The organism is Brevundimonas diminuta, assembly GCF_050310045.1.
GTDB lineage: Bacteria > Pseudomonadota > Alphaproteobacteria > Caulobacterales > Caulobacteraceae > Brevundimonas > Brevundimonas diminuta_F.
This window is the reverse complement of the sequence record NZ_CP190005.1, coordinates 2,804,016-2,817,602: the sequence shown is the minus strand read 5'-3', so window position 1 is coordinate 2,817,602 and position 13,587 is coordinate 2,804,016. Positions and strand designations below refer to the sequence as shown.

Genomic DNA, 13,587 nt, shown 5'->3' with positions numbered 1-13,587 from the left:
ATAAACGCAGGCCCTACAGTTAAGGTTTCAATGTGTATGGACCATGAACGGCGTGTCGTCTTTGCAAACGTTGACCTGCCGCCATCGCCCCCCCATCTGTAACCGTGACCGGGCGCTTCGCCGATCCAGGGGGGCGCCGGACGGTCAAGGTCGCTTCCTTGCGAGGACCCCTCATGACTGCACGCTCCCTGCTGTTCGACAGCCCGTTCCTGTTGGGGTTCGACCATACGCGCGCCCTGATCGACCGCGCGGCCAAGGCAGCGGGCGAATCCTATCCGCCCTATAATGTCGAACAGGTGGGCGAGGCGGCCGTGCGCATCACCCTGGCCGTAGCCGGGTTCACGCCAGAGGATCTGTCCGTCACCGTAGAAGGGCGGCAGCTGACCATCACCGGTAAGCGCGACGACGCGGGCCGCGACGGTCAGGCCTTCCTGCATCGCGGCATTGCCGCGCGGGGGTTCGTCCGCAACTTCGTGCTGGCCGACGGGCTTGAGATTGCGGGCGCTCGTCTGGAACACGGCCTGCTGCACGTCGACCTGATCCGCCCGGAACTGGAACGCAGCGTTCGGCGCATTCCCATCACGACGGGCTGAGATCAGCCGTCGAACCGCCTGACTTCCCGGGCGTTCAGTTAAGTGTAAGGAGGCGGTCTTATGACGCCCAACATGAATACGAAGGACTTCGCCGAACTCGGCGCCCCCGATCTGGTCTATGTCCGCGCGATCCGCGCATCCGACATTCTGGCCGACGCCATGGTCGAAACGGCGCCGGATATCGAGATCGATCCGGATCAGGTTCTCTATGCCGTTCACGGCGCCGACGGCGAACGTCTGGCCGTCATGCTGGATCGCGAAACCGCCTTCGCCGCCGCCGTGGCGCACGATCTGGAGCCGATGTCGGTCCACTAGGCGCGCGCCGCGCCTGCCGTATTCAAAGCGGTTGGAAAAGGCGAGGAAGACCGCTCAGGCGGCGGTCTTCGACACATCCTTGACGAACAGGGCGCGGATGGCGTCCACGGTCCGCGCCTGACGCAGTTGTTCGCGCAGTTCAGGCGAGCGCAGGGCGCGCGACACCGCCGCCAGGGCGCGCAGGTGTTCGGCCCCGGCCTCCAGCGGCGCGAACAGGGCGAACAACAGGTCCACCGGACGGTCGTCCAGCGATTCATAGGCTACCGGCGTGTCCAGCCGCACGAAGACGGCGCAGACCCGGTCCAGACCCTTGATTCGGGCGTGCGGCACGGCGACGCCGGACCCCAGGCCCGTCGAGCCCAGAGCCTCACGTTCCTGAAGGGCGTCGAACGCCTTGTCGGCGTCCAGTTTGAAGGCGGCCCCGAAGGCCTCCGCCACGGCATGCAGCGCCTGACGCTTGGATGACGCGCCGCCACGCAGGACGATCCCGTCCGACGCCAGCAAATCAGCGATGTCCATCTCTACCCCGAAAATCGAACCCGACATTGGCGGAAGGGCGCGGGCTGTTTAGCGCCTTCGCCCTTCCTGAGGAAGCCTCAGTCGACGGCTTGCGCCGCCGCGCCTTTGATCGTGCGTTGCGGATCAATCCAGCCGACATTGCCGTCCGGACGCCGATAGACCACGGCCAGACCGCCGTGGGCGGCGTTGCGGAACATCACCAGCGGATAGCCGGTCATGTCCAGTTCGGCCACGGCGCGCCCCACGGTCAGGGTGCGGATCTCGGCCTCGGTCTCGGCGATGACCATGCCGACGGGCGGGGCTTCGTCCTCAAGGCCCGCATCGCCGAACTCTTCATCCTCGACCGTGTCGGGGTCGCGGAAGATGGTCATGGCGGCGACTTCACGCGCCGCGTTCTCGGTCTTCTCGGGCGACAGGCCCTTGGGCCCGATGTGGTGGTCTTTGAGGCGGCGCTTGTAACGGCGCACGCGCTTTTCCAGCTTGGCCAGGCTGTCGCTGAAGGCGGCCTGGGCGTCGCCGCCGAAACCGGTCGTCACCAGCGACTGGCCCGAAGCCAGACGCACCCAGCAGTCGACCCGGAAGCCGTGGCGATCCTTTGACACCACGACTTCGGCGTCCTGGGCGCCGCGGGCGAAATACTTGCCGATGCCCTCTTCGAGTTCCTGGGAGATGCGCGAGCTTAGCGCTTCGCCGACATCCACTTGCTTGCCGCTGACTTGGATCTTCATGTCCCTAGAACGCGACTGACCGGCTTTGGTGTCAATGGCGATCACCGATTTGTGGTGACGCTTGGTCGCAGTCAGCCGACCTTCATCAGGCGGCGACGCTGGATGGACGAGGGAATGCGCAGGGCCTCGCGGTATTTCGCCACAGTGCGCCGGGCGATGTCGATTCCTGCCTCGTTGAGAATTTCGACGATGCGGTCGTCGCTCAGCACGCCGTCGCCGGATTCGCCGTCGATCATCGTCCTGATTCTCTGGCGCACGGCCTCGGCCGAGTGGGCGGCGCCGCCGTCGCTGGACTGGATGGCGGCGGTGAAGAAGAACTTCAGTTCGAACACCCCGCGCGGGGTGGCGACGTATTTGTTCGAGGTGACGCGGCTGACCGTCGATTCGTGCATCTCGATGGCCTCGGCCACCGTCTTCAGCGTCAGCGGGCGCAGGAACTCGACGCCGAAGGCCAGGAAGGCGTCCTGCTGGCGCACGATCTCGGCCGCCACCTTCATGATGGTGCGGGCGCGCTGGTCCAGCGACTTGACCAGCCAGCTGGCCTGGGCCGCGCATTCGGCGACAAAGGTCTTCTCCGTGTCGGACCGGGCGCCCGCCGCCACCACAGCGTGATAGCGTTTGTCGACCAGCAGCCGGGGCAGGGTGTCGGTGTCCAGCTCCACCCGCCAGCCGCCCGCCGGGTCGGGGCGCACATGGATGTCGGGCACGACCGTCTGGGCCGGTTCGCCGCCGAAGCCTGCGCCGGGGCGCGGCGTCAGGGCCTTCAGCTCGGCGATCATCTCGGCCAGATCCTCGGCGTCGACGCCACAGACCCGCCGCAGGGCGACCAGATCGCGCCGCGCCAACAGGTCCAGATGATCCAGCAGGGCGCCCATGGCCGGATCAAAGCGGTTCCGCTCGATCAGCTGCAGCTTCAGGCACTCGGGGATGGAGCGGGCCATGACGCCGGTCGGCTCAAAACCGTGGCAGACGGCCAGCACCGCCTCGACGCGCGCCTCGTCGACGCCCAACCGTTCGGCGATCTCGCCCAGACCGGCGCGCAGATAGCCGCCCTCGTCCGTGGCGTCGATCAGGGTCAGGGCGATGGCGTGGTCGGCCGGGCTGAACCCGGCAGCCGAAGCCTGGGCCTGCAGATGCTCCCACAGGGTCAGGTCGCGATGGTCGGGACGCTCGCGCTCCTCGCCGTCGGCCAGACCGCCGCCTGCGCCCACGCGCGACCAGTCGGACAGGCCGGGCTGATCGCCGGCCCCGGTGTCCATCGGATCGTTCTGGCGGTCGCTGACCCGTTCGCCCGGCGCCGCGTCGCCATAGAGGTCGTCGGAGCTCGTATCCAGACTGGCGGCGTGGGCGTCGGACCCCTCGGTAAAGCGCAGTTCGCCGTCGCCGCCGCCTTCGGACGCCGCGCTGTCGATGGCGGCTTCAGACACGCTGTCGCCGCCCGGTTCGCCCTCGTCGCGCTGCAGCAGGGGATTGCGCTCCAGCTCGCCCTCGATGAAGGCTTCCAGCTCAAGGTTCGACAGTTGCAGCAGCTTGATCGCCTGCTGCAGCTGGGGCGTGATGACCAGCCCCTGCCCCTGTCTGACCTCCAGCCTCTGACCGATCACGCCGCCTCAACCCCGCATACGGGCGCTGTTGGCCCGCTTCTTGCTGGGAAGGTGCCGCACAGACCTTAACGTCTGGCGAAGATCGTCCGGTGAAGCTGGCGGTTCAGAACGCTGATCGTGGGGCGACCAGCGAGAACGGAGCCGGAGCTTCAGCCTCGACGTAGCCAGGGTGGTACATATCCATGTGGATCACTAAGGCTGGCTGGTCCGCGCAGCGCACCTCATAGGCGTCGACCACGTGGCCGTCGCCGCCGATGCCGATGCTGCCCAGGCGTTGATAGCCGGGTGCGGAGCCGTCTTCACAACGCAGGCGATCCAGCCATGCGCGCTGTCCCGGCGGCATGTCGGCCCGCACGGGCTGTGCGGCTGAACCCAGACCTGAAGCGTTGACCGCTCCGGTCGTGGCGCATCCGGCGACCGAGAGGGCCAGAACCAGCAGCGGCCCCGCCAAGGTTTTCTGTTTCATCGCGACGACCCCTCCTCGGCCGTTCAGAACGCCGTCAGGCGTACATTTCGCCCAGATAGACGCGGCGCACCTCGGCGTCGGCCACGGCTTCGTCGGCCGTGCCCTCGAACAGCAGGGAGCCGGAAGAGATGATCGAGACGCGGTCGATGATGTCCAGCGTCTCGCGCACATTGTGGTCGGTGATCAGCACGCCGATGCCCTGACCCGACAGATAGCGGATCACCTGACGGATATCGGCGATGGCCAGGGGGTCGATGCCTGCGAACGGCTCGTCCAGCAGCATGAAGCTGGGCCGCGCGGCCAGGGCGCGGGCGATCTCGACGCGGCGCCGCTCGCCGCCGGACAGGCCGGTGGCCGGGGCGTTGCGCAGGTGGTCGATGCGCAGTTCTTCCAGCAGGCGGGTCGTTTCATCCCGCACGCCCGCGGCGCTCTTCTCGCGCAGTTCGACCACGGCCTTGACGTTCTGCTCGACCGTCATGCCGCGGAAGATGGAGGCTTCCTGCGCCAGATAGCCCAGACCCATGCGCGCGCGCTGGTACATGGGCTGCTGGGTGATGTCCTCATTGTCCAGCCAGATCGAGCCGCTGTCAGCGGGGATCAGGCCGGTGATCATGTAGAAGCAGGTCGTCTTGCCCGCCCCGTTGGGCCCAAGCAGGCCGCAGACCTCGCCGCGCTGGACGTTCAGGGAGACGTCGCTGACCACCTTGCGCTCGCCGAAGCTGCGGGCGATGTGCTCGACGCGCAGGCCCGTGGGGCGCGTTTCATCCGCGCGCAGGGGGGCGGCGTCCGCCTCCGCCGCGTGCAGGTTCAGGGCCGAGAGTTCCTTGCGCGCCACGCCCGGTCAGTTCCCTTGCGGATAGAAGACGCCCTGAACACGGCCGCCGCCGCCTTCGATGCGGGCCGTCTCGGTGCGGACGTTGTAGACGAGGCGGTTGCCGGTCAGCACGCTCTTGCCCTGGGTCAGGATGACGTCGCCGGTCACGACGACATTGCCGTCGCCCAGGGTATAGACTGCCCGGTCGCCCTTCATGCTCTGGTCCGGGGTGACGAAATAGACGTCGCCGGTCGCCTCGATGCGGCTCAGGTCGCCGTTCGAGGTGAAGCCCTGAATATTGCTGGCGCGCAGGCGGTTGGAGCCTTGCGTCACCTCGGCCCGGCCGCGCAGCGAGAAACCGGCGGGCGTGTATTCGCCGCTGTCGGCGCCGTACTGGACCGGCTGGCGGCTGGCGTCGGCGCGGCCGGCCGCAGGGGTCTGGGCCGCATTCTGGGCGCCTGAAGCGGCGGGCAGGGCCAGCGCCGTCATCAGGGCGGCGGCCGCGATCGTCAGCTTGGACTTGGACAGTTTCATCGGTCGGCTCCGGCGGGATTTATGGTCCCGGTTACCTTGTTGTCGCCCTGGCCGTTGAAAACGACCCGCTGGCCTTGGTCATAAATCGCATAAGACGAAGCATTGATGCTTCCAAGGGGGCCGCGACCCTGCACCCCTTTATCGCCGGTCACCACCCCGCTTTCGGTGTCGACCACGGCCTCGGGCGTCACCAGCGTCCAGCCGGTGCCGCCGTCGGAGATCTTCACGTTCGGGCCGATGACGACCTTGCGGCGCGTCTCCAGATAGGTGCCGCCGTCGGCGGTCAGTTCCGTCGTCTTGCGTGCGCCCAGGTTCAGCCGCAGCAGCGGAGCGATCAGGCGGAAATAACCCGTGGCCGGATCGCGCACGGCCCCTTCGGCGCCGATGACGAAGGACCGGCCCTGCGCGTCCTGTCCGTGGAACATCGGATTGTCGAGACGGATCTCGCGGCTTTCGCTGGCCTTGCGCTCGACCCCCGACATGACGGTGCGGAACACGGTCCAGGTCAGGGCGCCGCCTGCCAGCGCCAGGATGACGATGGGCAGGATGCGGCGATACAGTTTCACCCGGCGCGAGTGCGCGCGCCAGCGTTCGCCGGCCAGGGCGACGCGGGCCTCATCGGCGCGCTTCTGCTCGTCCTGGGCGTGCTGTTCGCTCATCGGCGTTTCAGGTCCGTCCTTCAGGCGTGGGCGAAGATGTCGATCTCGTCCCAACCGGCCAGGTCGAGGCGCGAACGCACGGGCAGGAAGTCGAAACAGGCCCGCGCCAGCTCCATACGGCCCTCACGCTCCAGCATCTCGTTCAGCCGGTTCATGATGACGTGCAGGTAGAGGACGTCCGAGGCGGCGTAGTCCAGCTGCGCCTGCGTCAATTCGGCGGCGCCCCAGTCGGAGCTCTGCTGCGCCTTGGACATGTCGACCCCGGCCAGTTCGCGGGCCACGTCCTTCAGGCCGTGGCGGTCGGTATAGGTGCGCGCCAGCTTGGAGCCGATCTTGGTGCAGTAGACCGGGCGCGTCTCGACGCCCAGGTGCAGGTCGAACATGCCGATGTCGAACCGGCCGAAGTGGAAGATCTTCAGCACCTTCGGATCGGCCAGAAGCCGCTTCAGGTTGGGGCAGTCATAGTCCGGGCGGCTCAGGCGCACGACGTGGGCGTTCCCGTCGCCCGACGACAGCTGCACCACGCACAGCGGGTCGCGGCGGAAGCGCAGGCCCATTGTCTCGGAATCGATCGCCACCTCAAGACCCAGGTCCAGGTCGTCGGGCAGGTCGCCTTCGTGGAAATAAACCGTCATGCGCGCAAACTCGTTCGTCGTTCAGGCCGTAACATAGACGAACCGCGCGCCACCGCCAGAACACAGGCGCCGGAACGTCGGCCCGACCTTGCTGTTGCGGCCGCAGGGGAGGGAAGATCAGGGCCGGAATGACAAACGGCGCCGCACCCTATCGGATACAGCGCCGCTTGAGAAATGGTGCCCAGGAGAAGACTCGAACTTCCACGACCGTTAAGCCACTGGCACCTGAAGCCAGCGCGTCTACCAATTCCGCCACCTGGGCCCGGTGGGTCGCCCCGCCGAGGCGCGGACTAATAGGGGGGACCCTCGGGGCGGTCAACAGCCTTTTTCCGCTTTCGTGAAAAAACTGCGTCGCTGACCGAAAGCCCCGCGATTTCCGCACCCTATCAGGCCAGCCAGACCATCATCCGCGTATCGGCGCTCTCGCCCCGCGCGCGGCTGAAGGCCGGACGGGTCTCGCCGGTATACAGGAACCCCGCCTTTTCCAGCACCCGGCCCGAGGCGGGGTTGTCCGAGAAGTGGCCCGCCATCAGAGCGCGGCGCTTCCATCGCGTCGAGGCCCAGACCAGGGCGCCTTCCAGCGCCTCGGTCGCATAACCCCGGCCCCAGAACTCGCGTCCGATCCAATAGCCGGCTTCGGGCACGGCGTCGGCGTCATGGAACATGCCGATGACGCCCACCGGGCCGTGGTCCTCATGCTCGATCAGGAAGGTGTTGGCCTTCTTCGGGTCCTGGGACGCCACCTGCAACACGAAGTCCTCGGCGTCGTCGACGCCGAAGGGGTGGGGCATCCGCTTGGTCATGCGGGCGATGTCGTGGTCATTGGCCAGGGCCGCGATCCGCGACACGTCCTGGGCGCCGGGGGCGCGCAGCAGCAGACGCCGCGTCTCGACGACGGGGGAGGTTTCGATCACGCACATGGTTCGGCCTCGATGTCTTCGGCGCCGCCTCCTTGGAGGGCTCGGACGGCTTCGAGGCGGGGAACGCAAACGGGGAGCCTGGTGATCCAGACTCCCCGCGGAATAATTTCCCTTGGTCCGGATCGGCTGCTGTCGAGAGCAACGCGATCCGGGGAAATACTGTCCTGGCTTCGCGTTACTCGGCGGCCATCGCCTCAGCGACGTCGTTGGCCGGGAGAATCGACACGTAACAACGGCCGCCACGTTTGGTCGTGAACTGCACCGAACCGGTCACAGTGGCGAACAGCGTGTGGTCGCGGCCCAGGCCGACGTTCGTGCCCGGGTGGAATTTGGTGCCGCGCTGACGCACGAGGATGTTGCCGGCTAGAACGCGCTCGCCGCCGAACTTCTTCACGCCAAGGCGCTTCGACTCTGAGTCGCGACCGTTACGCGACGAACCGCCAGATTTCTTGTGAGCCATCTTGCTGCTCCTCTTCTTAGCGCGCTACCGCCCGTTCGGGCTGCTTGAGCGCGCTGCTCAATCGTAACTGGCGCTGATCCAGCGCCGGTGAAAACGTCTTAGGCTTCGGCGCCTTCGGCGACGTCAGCCTTGGCGGCCTTTTTGGCGGGCGCCTTCTTGGCCTTCGGAGCTTCAGCTTCGACGGCTTCGACGCGCGGGGCCAGGCCACGGGCGCGAGCGTTGATCTCGGCCTTGGTGATCAGCTCGACCTTGCCGTCCCACTTGGCCTTCTCGCCGGCGCCTTCGATGCCGGTGATGCGCAGGACCGATTCCATCTGGCGATGGCCGTTCGTGCGGCGATAGCCCTGACGACGGATCTTCTTGAAGATCTTGATCTTCTCGCCCTTGCGGGTCTCGATCAGCGTGGCTGCGACAGCGGCGCCGTCGATCAGCGGAGCGCCGACCGTAACACCCTTGTCGCCGCCCAGCATGAGGACTTCACCGAAATTGACGGCAGCGCCAGCGTCGCCGTCGATCTTCTCGACAACAATCACATCGCCCGGTTGAACCCGGTACTGCTTTCCGCCGGTCTTGATCACCGCGTACATTAGGAAGCCTCAGCGTGAACGCAAAAATGGATGCGCCCGCCAGGAGACCCTGCGGGCGAAGAGCGGCGACATATACGGACGGCCACGGAAGAGTCAACGTGAAACGGACATTCGCCGGGCCAAAACCCGCATGAAACCGGTTCTTGAAGGACTCTGTGGCCTGATTACAGCGGCCCGACAAGCGGGTGGAAGGCGATGCAGGGGGATGCGGCGGTGCGCGGCACGGCGCCGCGTTTGAAGATTCTTCGCCGATTCTTCTCGACCGTTATAAGGTAACATTCTAAAGAGCGGGCCATGTCGTCTCCCGATCTCGCCGAGCCGATGCTGCTGTCATTGCTGGGCGGCGGCTTCGTCGCAGCCTTCCTGCACGCGGCCCTGCCGACGCACTGGCTGCCCTTCGTCCTGGTCGGTCGCGCCCAGCGCTGGACCACGCCGCGCATCATGACGGCGGTGGTGACGGCCGGTCTGGCGCACATCCTGTCGACGGCGGTGGTCGGCTCCCTGATCGTGGCGGCGGGTCTGGCGCTGAACCGCTGGGTCGAGGGCCTGCTGCCGCATATTTCGGCCTTCCTGCTGTTCCTGTTCGGCGCCTTCTATCTGGCGCGCGCGTCGCTGAAGCGACCGGCGCTCGCGGGCGGTCCCGCCTCTGAGCTGGCCGAGCCCGCCGTGTCCGACCGCGCCGCCTTCTGGGGACTGGTGCTGATGATGGCTGTCACGCCGGGCGAGGTGCTGCTGCCCATCTATCTGTCGTCAGCGACTGAGGGCGTCTGGGCGCTGGGCCTGCTGACGCTGGCCTTCACGGCGGGGACGGTGCTGGGCATGACCCTGCTGGCCGCCCTGGCCACGGCGGGCTACTCCATACTCAGGCTTGAGCGCTGGGCGCGGTATGAAGGCGCCATTCTGGGCGCGGCCCTGATCCTGATCGGCCTGCTGGTGATGGCGACGCACTGAGGCAGCCTGACTTCATAACCGGGCGCCTTCCATTTCCGCCCCTGACGCGCCATCTAGCGAGCCATGACCCAGAAGACACCCGTGACCGTCCTCACCGGCTACCTCGGCGCCGGCAAGACCACCCTGCTGAACCGCATCCTCACCGAGGACCACGGCAAGCGCTACGCCGTCATCGTCAATGAGTTCGGTGAGATCGGCATCGACAACGACCTGGTGGTCGGCGCCGACGAGGACGTGTTCGAGATGAACAACGGCTGCGTCTGCTGCACGGTTCGCGGCGACCTGATCCGCGTGGTCAACGGCCTGATGAAGCGCCAGCGTCCCGGCAAGCCCGCCTTCGACGCCATCATCGTCGAGACCACGGGTCTGGCCGACCCCGGCCCGGTGGCCCAGACCTTCTTCGTCGACGACGAGGTCAAGGCCAAGACCCAGCTGGACAGCGTCACCGCCCTGGTCGACGCCAAACACGTCATGGCGCGTCTGGACGACTCTAAAGAGGCGCGCGAGCAGGTCGCCTTCGCCGACCGCATCATCCTGAACAAGATCGACCTGGTGGACGAGGTCGCTCTGGCCGCCGTCGAGGCCCGCCTGCGCGCGCTCAACCCGCTGGCCCCCATCGTTCGCGCCGAGCGCTCGAACGTGCCGCTGGATCAGGTGCTGGGCCTGCACGCCTTCGATCTGGACCGCATTCTTGAGGTCAAGCCGGACTTCGTGAACCCGCCCCACGGCGCCGAGGGCCATGTCCACGACGAGCATTGCGGCCATGATCACCACCATCATGACCACGCGCACGATCATGATCATGCTCATGACCACGGCCCGCGCGGCCACGCGCACGAGGACGACATCAAGGGCATCTCCCTGACGCTGGACCGCCCGCTGGACGGCGCCCGTTTCACGGCGTGGCTGGACAAGCTGCTGGGCGAGCAGGGCCAGAACATCCTGCGCGCCAAGGGCATCATCGACGTGGCCGGCGAGGACCGCCGTCTGGTGTTCCAGGCCGTGCACATGATCCTCGAAGGCGACCTTCAGAAGCCGTGGGGCGACAAGGAGCGCCGCTGGAGCCGCGCCGTCTTCATCGGCCGCGATCTGGACGAAGCCGCCCTGAAGGCCGGGTTCGAGGCCTGCGCGGCATGACGGGACGTGTGGAGGCCAAGCTGATCTATGGCACCCCCGATTTCGAGATCATGCAGCGTGGCGATTTCGTCCGCTGCGCCGTCTCTGGCGCCCCGATCCCGCTGGAGGCCCTCAACTACTGGAGCGTTGATCTTCAGGAGGCCTATGCGTCCGGCGAACTCATGACCCAGCGCTGGGTCGAAACGCATAAATCATAGACCGCAGTCAGGCTCACGGCTGCGCTTGCCAATTTTTGCCACCAGCGTAGGCTCGTCTCATGAGCACGATGAACATCTCTCTTCCAGACCCGATGAAGGCTTTCGTCGACGAACAGGTTGCGGAACGAGGCTATGGCTCTTCGAGCGAGTATGTCCGTGATCTGATCCGCAAGGACGGTGATCGACAGAAACTGAGGAGTCTGCTGTTGGCGGGCGCTGAATCCGGCCCGACCGGGCCCATCGATGCAACCTATTTCGACTCCCTGAGGGCGCGTATCGCCAGCCGTCACACGGCGTGAAGACCAGGGCTGTCATTCCGCGCGAACAGGCCGCGCGCGATATCGAACAGGCGTTGGACTACTATCTTGCGACAGCGGGCGACGTTGTCGCCGGCGCGTTCGTCGATGCGCTTGAACAGGCTTTGAATCATGTCGCGCAGCATCCGGCCTCCGGTTCGCTTCGATATGCTCATGAACTTGATTTTCCGGAACTGCGCTTCTGGCGGGTTCGCGATTATCCCTATCTGCTGTTTTATATAGAGCGCGAAGACGGCATTGATCTGTGGCGGGGGCTGCATGGCGAGCGCGACCTGCCGGTCTGGATGCGCGGGTGATCATACTCAAAGAGGCAGGCTAGATCGCTCTACCAGCCATTCCGTCATGACCCGCGCCAGCGCCTTTGGCTGTTCCAGCGGGATCATGTGGCCGCTGTGCGTCACCGTCTCCAGCGTGGAGTCGGCGATCCCGCGGTGCAGTTCCTCCGCCTCTTCGCGGCTGCGCAGCCGATCCGCATCCGCCGCCACGATCAGCGTCGGCTGAGCGATCTCTCCCAACCGGTCCAGATCACCCGCCCGCGCCATCGCCGACTGGCGGTGAAACACTTCGCCGCCCAGTCGCAGGCCCATGTCCCGCACACGCGCGATCATCGCCTCGTCGTCCGCCAGATCGGGGTGCAGGGACGAGACGATGGCCGGACGGCTCAACCCCTTGAAGGCCTTAGGCGGCGCCTTCAGCGAGGAGCGCCGCTGGCGGATCAACTCCTCCGTATCGCCACGCGCCGAGGTGGCGATCAGGATCAGGGCCTCGACCCGCTCCGGCGCAATCCGCGCCAGTTCGCGCGCCACATAGCCGCCCATGGAGAAGCCCACGGCGACGAACCGTTCGGGCGCGTCGCTCAGGATGGCCGCCGCCATGCTCTCGATGTCCGCGCCCCGGCTGAGGTCGGTGGCGACCAGCGGCCCGAACGGGCCCAGATCGCCGGTCATGTCGTCCCACAGGGTCGCATCGGCCATGAAGCCGGGAAGGAGCAGCAGGGTCATGGCTCCCTCATAGACCCGCCACGCGACAGACGCGACGGGGGAGGTTATGAGGCCCCTCTGACTTTCTTTGCGTGTGCGAGCCGACATGACGACCTTCTCCTTCGACACCCAGGTCACCGCCGCCCTGTTCGACAAGACCGGCGCGATCTTCGCCCTGGGCGACGGCTCGGTGCGGTTCGAGAGCGGCGCCCGCAGCGAGGTCCATGACGGCGCCGTCCTGTGCGCCTGCGTCCACCCCTCGGGCGAGGGGATCGTCACCGGCGGCGACGACGGCAAACTGGTCTGGAGCCGCGAGGGCGAGGCCGTCCTGCTGGCCCAGACGAAAGGCCAATGGATCGACGCCATCGCCGCCTCGGCCGAGTCGGGGCTGATCGCCTTCTCCTCGGGCCGGACGCTGAGCGTGCTGGACGTCAAGGATCCGCACTTCCGCCGCGACTTCCAGCATGAGCGCACCGTCTCGGGCGTGGCCTTCGACCCCAAGGGCCGCCGCATCGCCGCCTCGACCTATGGCGGCGCCTGGCTGTGGTACGCCCGCATCGAGCAGCAGCAGCCGACGAAGCTGGCCTGGGCCGGGTCGCACCTGGCGGTCGGCTTCTCGACCGACGGCGCCTATGTCGTCACCTCGATGCAGGACAACCAGCTGCACGGCTGGCGCCTCAAGGATCAGAAGAACATGCGGATGGGCGGCTACCCGTCCAAGATCAAGAGCTTCGCCTTCCTGGCCAAGGGGCAGCTTCTGGCCACCTCGGGCGCGCAGGGCGTGGTGCTGTGGCCCTTCGTCGGCTCCAACGGGCCGATGGGGCGCGAGGCGACCGAGATCGGCTATGACGAGACGACCCTGATCGCCCAGGTCGCCGCCGCTCCCGCCCACGGCCGTCTGGCGGCCGGGCTGGAAGACGGGCGCGTCTGGTGGGCCGATCCGGCCGGGCGGGGCCTGCAGTTCGTCAAGCAGGACAAGGGCGCCCCGATCACCGCCCTGGCCATGAGTTCCGGCGCCGCCCGCATCGCCTGGGCCGACGAGGACGGCCACGCGGGGGTTGTGTCGCTCTGAGGCGGCGGCCTCCACGACTTTTCCCGTCATCCCCGGCCTTGTGCCGGGGATCCATAAACGCGGACCTTTACTGTCGGAGCAAGCCTCGCCGTGATTTCT

The 13,587-nt window shown here is 66.8% G+C and carries 20 protein-coding genes and 1 tRNA gene; 8 read left to right on the top strand and 13 right to left on the bottom strand.

The window, feature by feature from the left end:
* The first annotated feature begins 173 nt into the window (after positions 1-173).
* On the top strand, positions 174-593 hold the full coding sequence (locus ACORJG_RS13590; RefSeq protein WP_427789796.1) for an Hsp20 family protein: 420 nt from the start codon (positions 174-176) through the stop codon (positions 591-593).
* Between the two features lie 60 nt (positions 594-653).
* The gene (locus ACORJG_RS13585; protein WP_427789794.1) at positions 654-908 is read left to right on the top strand and encodes a DUF1150 family protein; all 255 of its coding nucleotides are present in this window, start codon (positions 654-656) and stop codon (positions 906-908) included.
* 54 nt (positions 909-962) lie between these two features.
* On the opposite strand, the gene ACORJG_RS13580 is transcribed toward ACORJG_RS13585, so the two are convergent.
* The 12 genes from ACORJG_RS13580 to rplU form a co-directional block, all read right to left on the bottom strand.
* Positions 963-1,427: a PTS sugar transporter subunit IIA gene (locus ACORJG_RS13580; RefSeq protein ID WP_427789793.1), complete on the bottom strand. Its 465-nt coding sequence runs from the start codon at positions 1,425-1,427 to the stop codon at positions 963-965.
* Between the two features lie 77 nt (positions 1,428-1,504).
* Entirely contained in the window at positions 1,505-2,155 is a 651-nt protein-coding gene (hpf, locus tag ACORJG_RS13575; RefSeq protein ID WP_427789792.1) for a ribosome hibernation-promoting factor, HPF/YfiA family, read from the bottom strand.
* Between the two features lie 71 nt (positions 2,156-2,226).
* Positions 2,227-3,759: an RNA polymerase factor sigma-54 gene (rpoN, locus tag ACORJG_RS13570; RefSeq protein ID WP_427789790.1), complete on the bottom strand. Its 1,533-nt coding sequence runs from the start codon at positions 3,757-3,759 to the stop codon at positions 2,227-2,229.
* Positions 3,760-3,862: 103 nt separating this feature from the next.
* Complete coding sequence (locus ACORJG_RS13565) at positions 3,863-4,225, bottom strand: hypothetical protein (RefSeq protein ID WP_427789789.1); 363 nt, start codon at positions 4,223-4,225, stop codon at positions 3,863-3,865.
* Positions 4,226-4,259: 34 nt separating this feature from the next.
* The gene (lptB, locus tag ACORJG_RS13560) at positions 4,260-5,060 is read right to left on the bottom strand and encodes an LPS export ABC transporter ATP-binding protein (RefSeq protein ID WP_427789787.1); all 801 of its coding nucleotides are present in this window, start codon (positions 5,058-5,060) and stop codon (positions 4,260-4,262) included.
* A gap of 6 nt (positions 5,061-5,066) precedes the next feature.
* Positions 5,067-5,573, bottom strand: a complete 507-nt coding sequence (locus ACORJG_RS13555; protein ID WP_427789785.1) for an LptA/OstA family protein — start codon at positions 5,571-5,573, stop codon at positions 5,067-5,069.
* Positions 5,570-6,232: an LPS export ABC transporter periplasmic protein LptC gene (gene lptC, locus ACORJG_RS13550; RefSeq protein WP_427789783.1), complete on the bottom strand. Its 663-nt coding sequence runs from the start codon at positions 6,230-6,232 to the stop codon at positions 5,570-5,572. Before lptC ends, ACORJG_RS13555 begins: the two co-directional genes overlap by 4 nt.
* Positions 6,233-6,252: 20 nt before the next feature.
* A complete protein-coding gene (locus ACORJG_RS13545; RefSeq protein ID WP_427789781.1) occupies positions 6,253-6,867 on the bottom strand; it encodes a ribonuclease D in 615 nt (204 codons plus the stop codon).
* Between the two features lie 175 nt (positions 6,868-7,042).
* Positions 7,043-7,129, bottom strand: a tRNA-Leu gene (locus ACORJG_RS13540).
* 124 nt (positions 7,130-7,253) lie between these two features.
* Positions 7,254-7,787 (bottom strand): GNAT family N-acetyltransferase, encoded by a 534-nt coding sequence (locus ACORJG_RS13535; RefSeq protein WP_427789779.1) that lies wholly within the window; start codon positions 7,785-7,787, stop codon positions 7,254-7,256.
* 175 nt (positions 7,788-7,962) lie between these two features.
* Complete coding sequence (gene rpmA, locus ACORJG_RS13530) at positions 7,963-8,247, bottom strand: 50S ribosomal protein L27 (protein ID WP_427789777.1); 285 nt, start codon at positions 8,245-8,247, stop codon at positions 7,963-7,965.
* Between the two features lie 98 nt (positions 8,248-8,345).
* A complete protein-coding gene (rplU, locus tag ACORJG_RS13525) occupies positions 8,346-8,834 on the bottom strand; it encodes a 50S ribosomal protein L21 (protein WP_427789775.1) in 489 nt (162 codons plus the stop codon).
* A gap of 294 nt (positions 8,835-9,128) precedes the next feature.
* Between rplU and ACORJG_RS13520 the strand changes: the two genes are divergently transcribed.
* From ACORJG_RS13520 to ACORJG_RS13500, 5 genes are all read left to right on the top strand, one after another.
* Positions 9,129-9,785: a hypothetical protein gene (locus tag ACORJG_RS13520; protein WP_427789773.1), complete on the top strand. Its 657-nt coding sequence runs from the start codon at positions 9,129-9,131 to the stop codon at positions 9,783-9,785.
* A gap of 63 nt (positions 9,786-9,848) precedes the next feature.
* Positions 9,849-10,922, top strand: coding sequence for a CobW family GTP-binding protein (locus ACORJG_RS13515; protein ID WP_427789771.1), 1,074 nt, complete (start codon positions 9,849-9,851; stop codon positions 10,920-10,922).
* A complete protein-coding gene (locus ACORJG_RS13510; RefSeq protein WP_427789769.1) occupies positions 10,919-11,119 on the top strand; it encodes a DUF2093 domain-containing protein in 201 nt (66 codons plus the stop codon). The genes ACORJG_RS13515 and ACORJG_RS13510 overlap by 4 nt, the downstream gene beginning before the upstream one ends.
* A 59-nt stretch (positions 11,120-11,178) precedes the next feature.
* The gene (locus ACORJG_RS13505; RefSeq protein ID WP_427789767.1) at positions 11,179-11,418 is read left to right on the top strand and encodes a type II toxin-antitoxin system ParD family antitoxin; all 240 of its coding nucleotides are present in this window, start codon (positions 11,179-11,181) and stop codon (positions 11,416-11,418) included.
* Positions 11,415-11,732 carry a type II toxin-antitoxin system RelE/ParE family toxin gene (locus ACORJG_RS13500; protein ID WP_427789765.1) on the top strand — a complete coding sequence of 106 codons (318 nt, stop codon included), beginning with the start codon at positions 11,415-11,417 and terminating at the stop codon, positions 11,730-11,732. The genes ACORJG_RS13505 and ACORJG_RS13500 overlap by 4 nt, the downstream gene beginning before the upstream one ends.
* 6 nt (positions 11,733-11,738) lie before the next feature.
* Here ACORJG_RS13500 and ACORJG_RS13495 read toward each other — a convergent pair whose 3' ends face one another.
* Positions 11,739-12,437 carry an alpha/beta fold hydrolase gene (locus ACORJG_RS13495; protein WP_427789763.1) on the bottom strand — a complete coding sequence of 233 codons (699 nt, stop codon included), beginning with the start codon at positions 12,435-12,437 and terminating at the stop codon, positions 11,739-11,741.
* Between the two features lie 85 nt (positions 12,438-12,522).
* Between ACORJG_RS13495 and ACORJG_RS13490 the strand changes: the two genes are divergently transcribed.
* On the top strand, positions 12,523-13,488 hold the full coding sequence (locus tag ACORJG_RS13490) for a WD40 repeat domain-containing protein (RefSeq protein ID WP_427789761.1): 966 nt from the start codon (positions 12,523-12,525) through the stop codon (positions 13,486-13,488).
* The last annotated feature ends 99 nt before the right edge of the window (positions 13,489-13,587 follow it).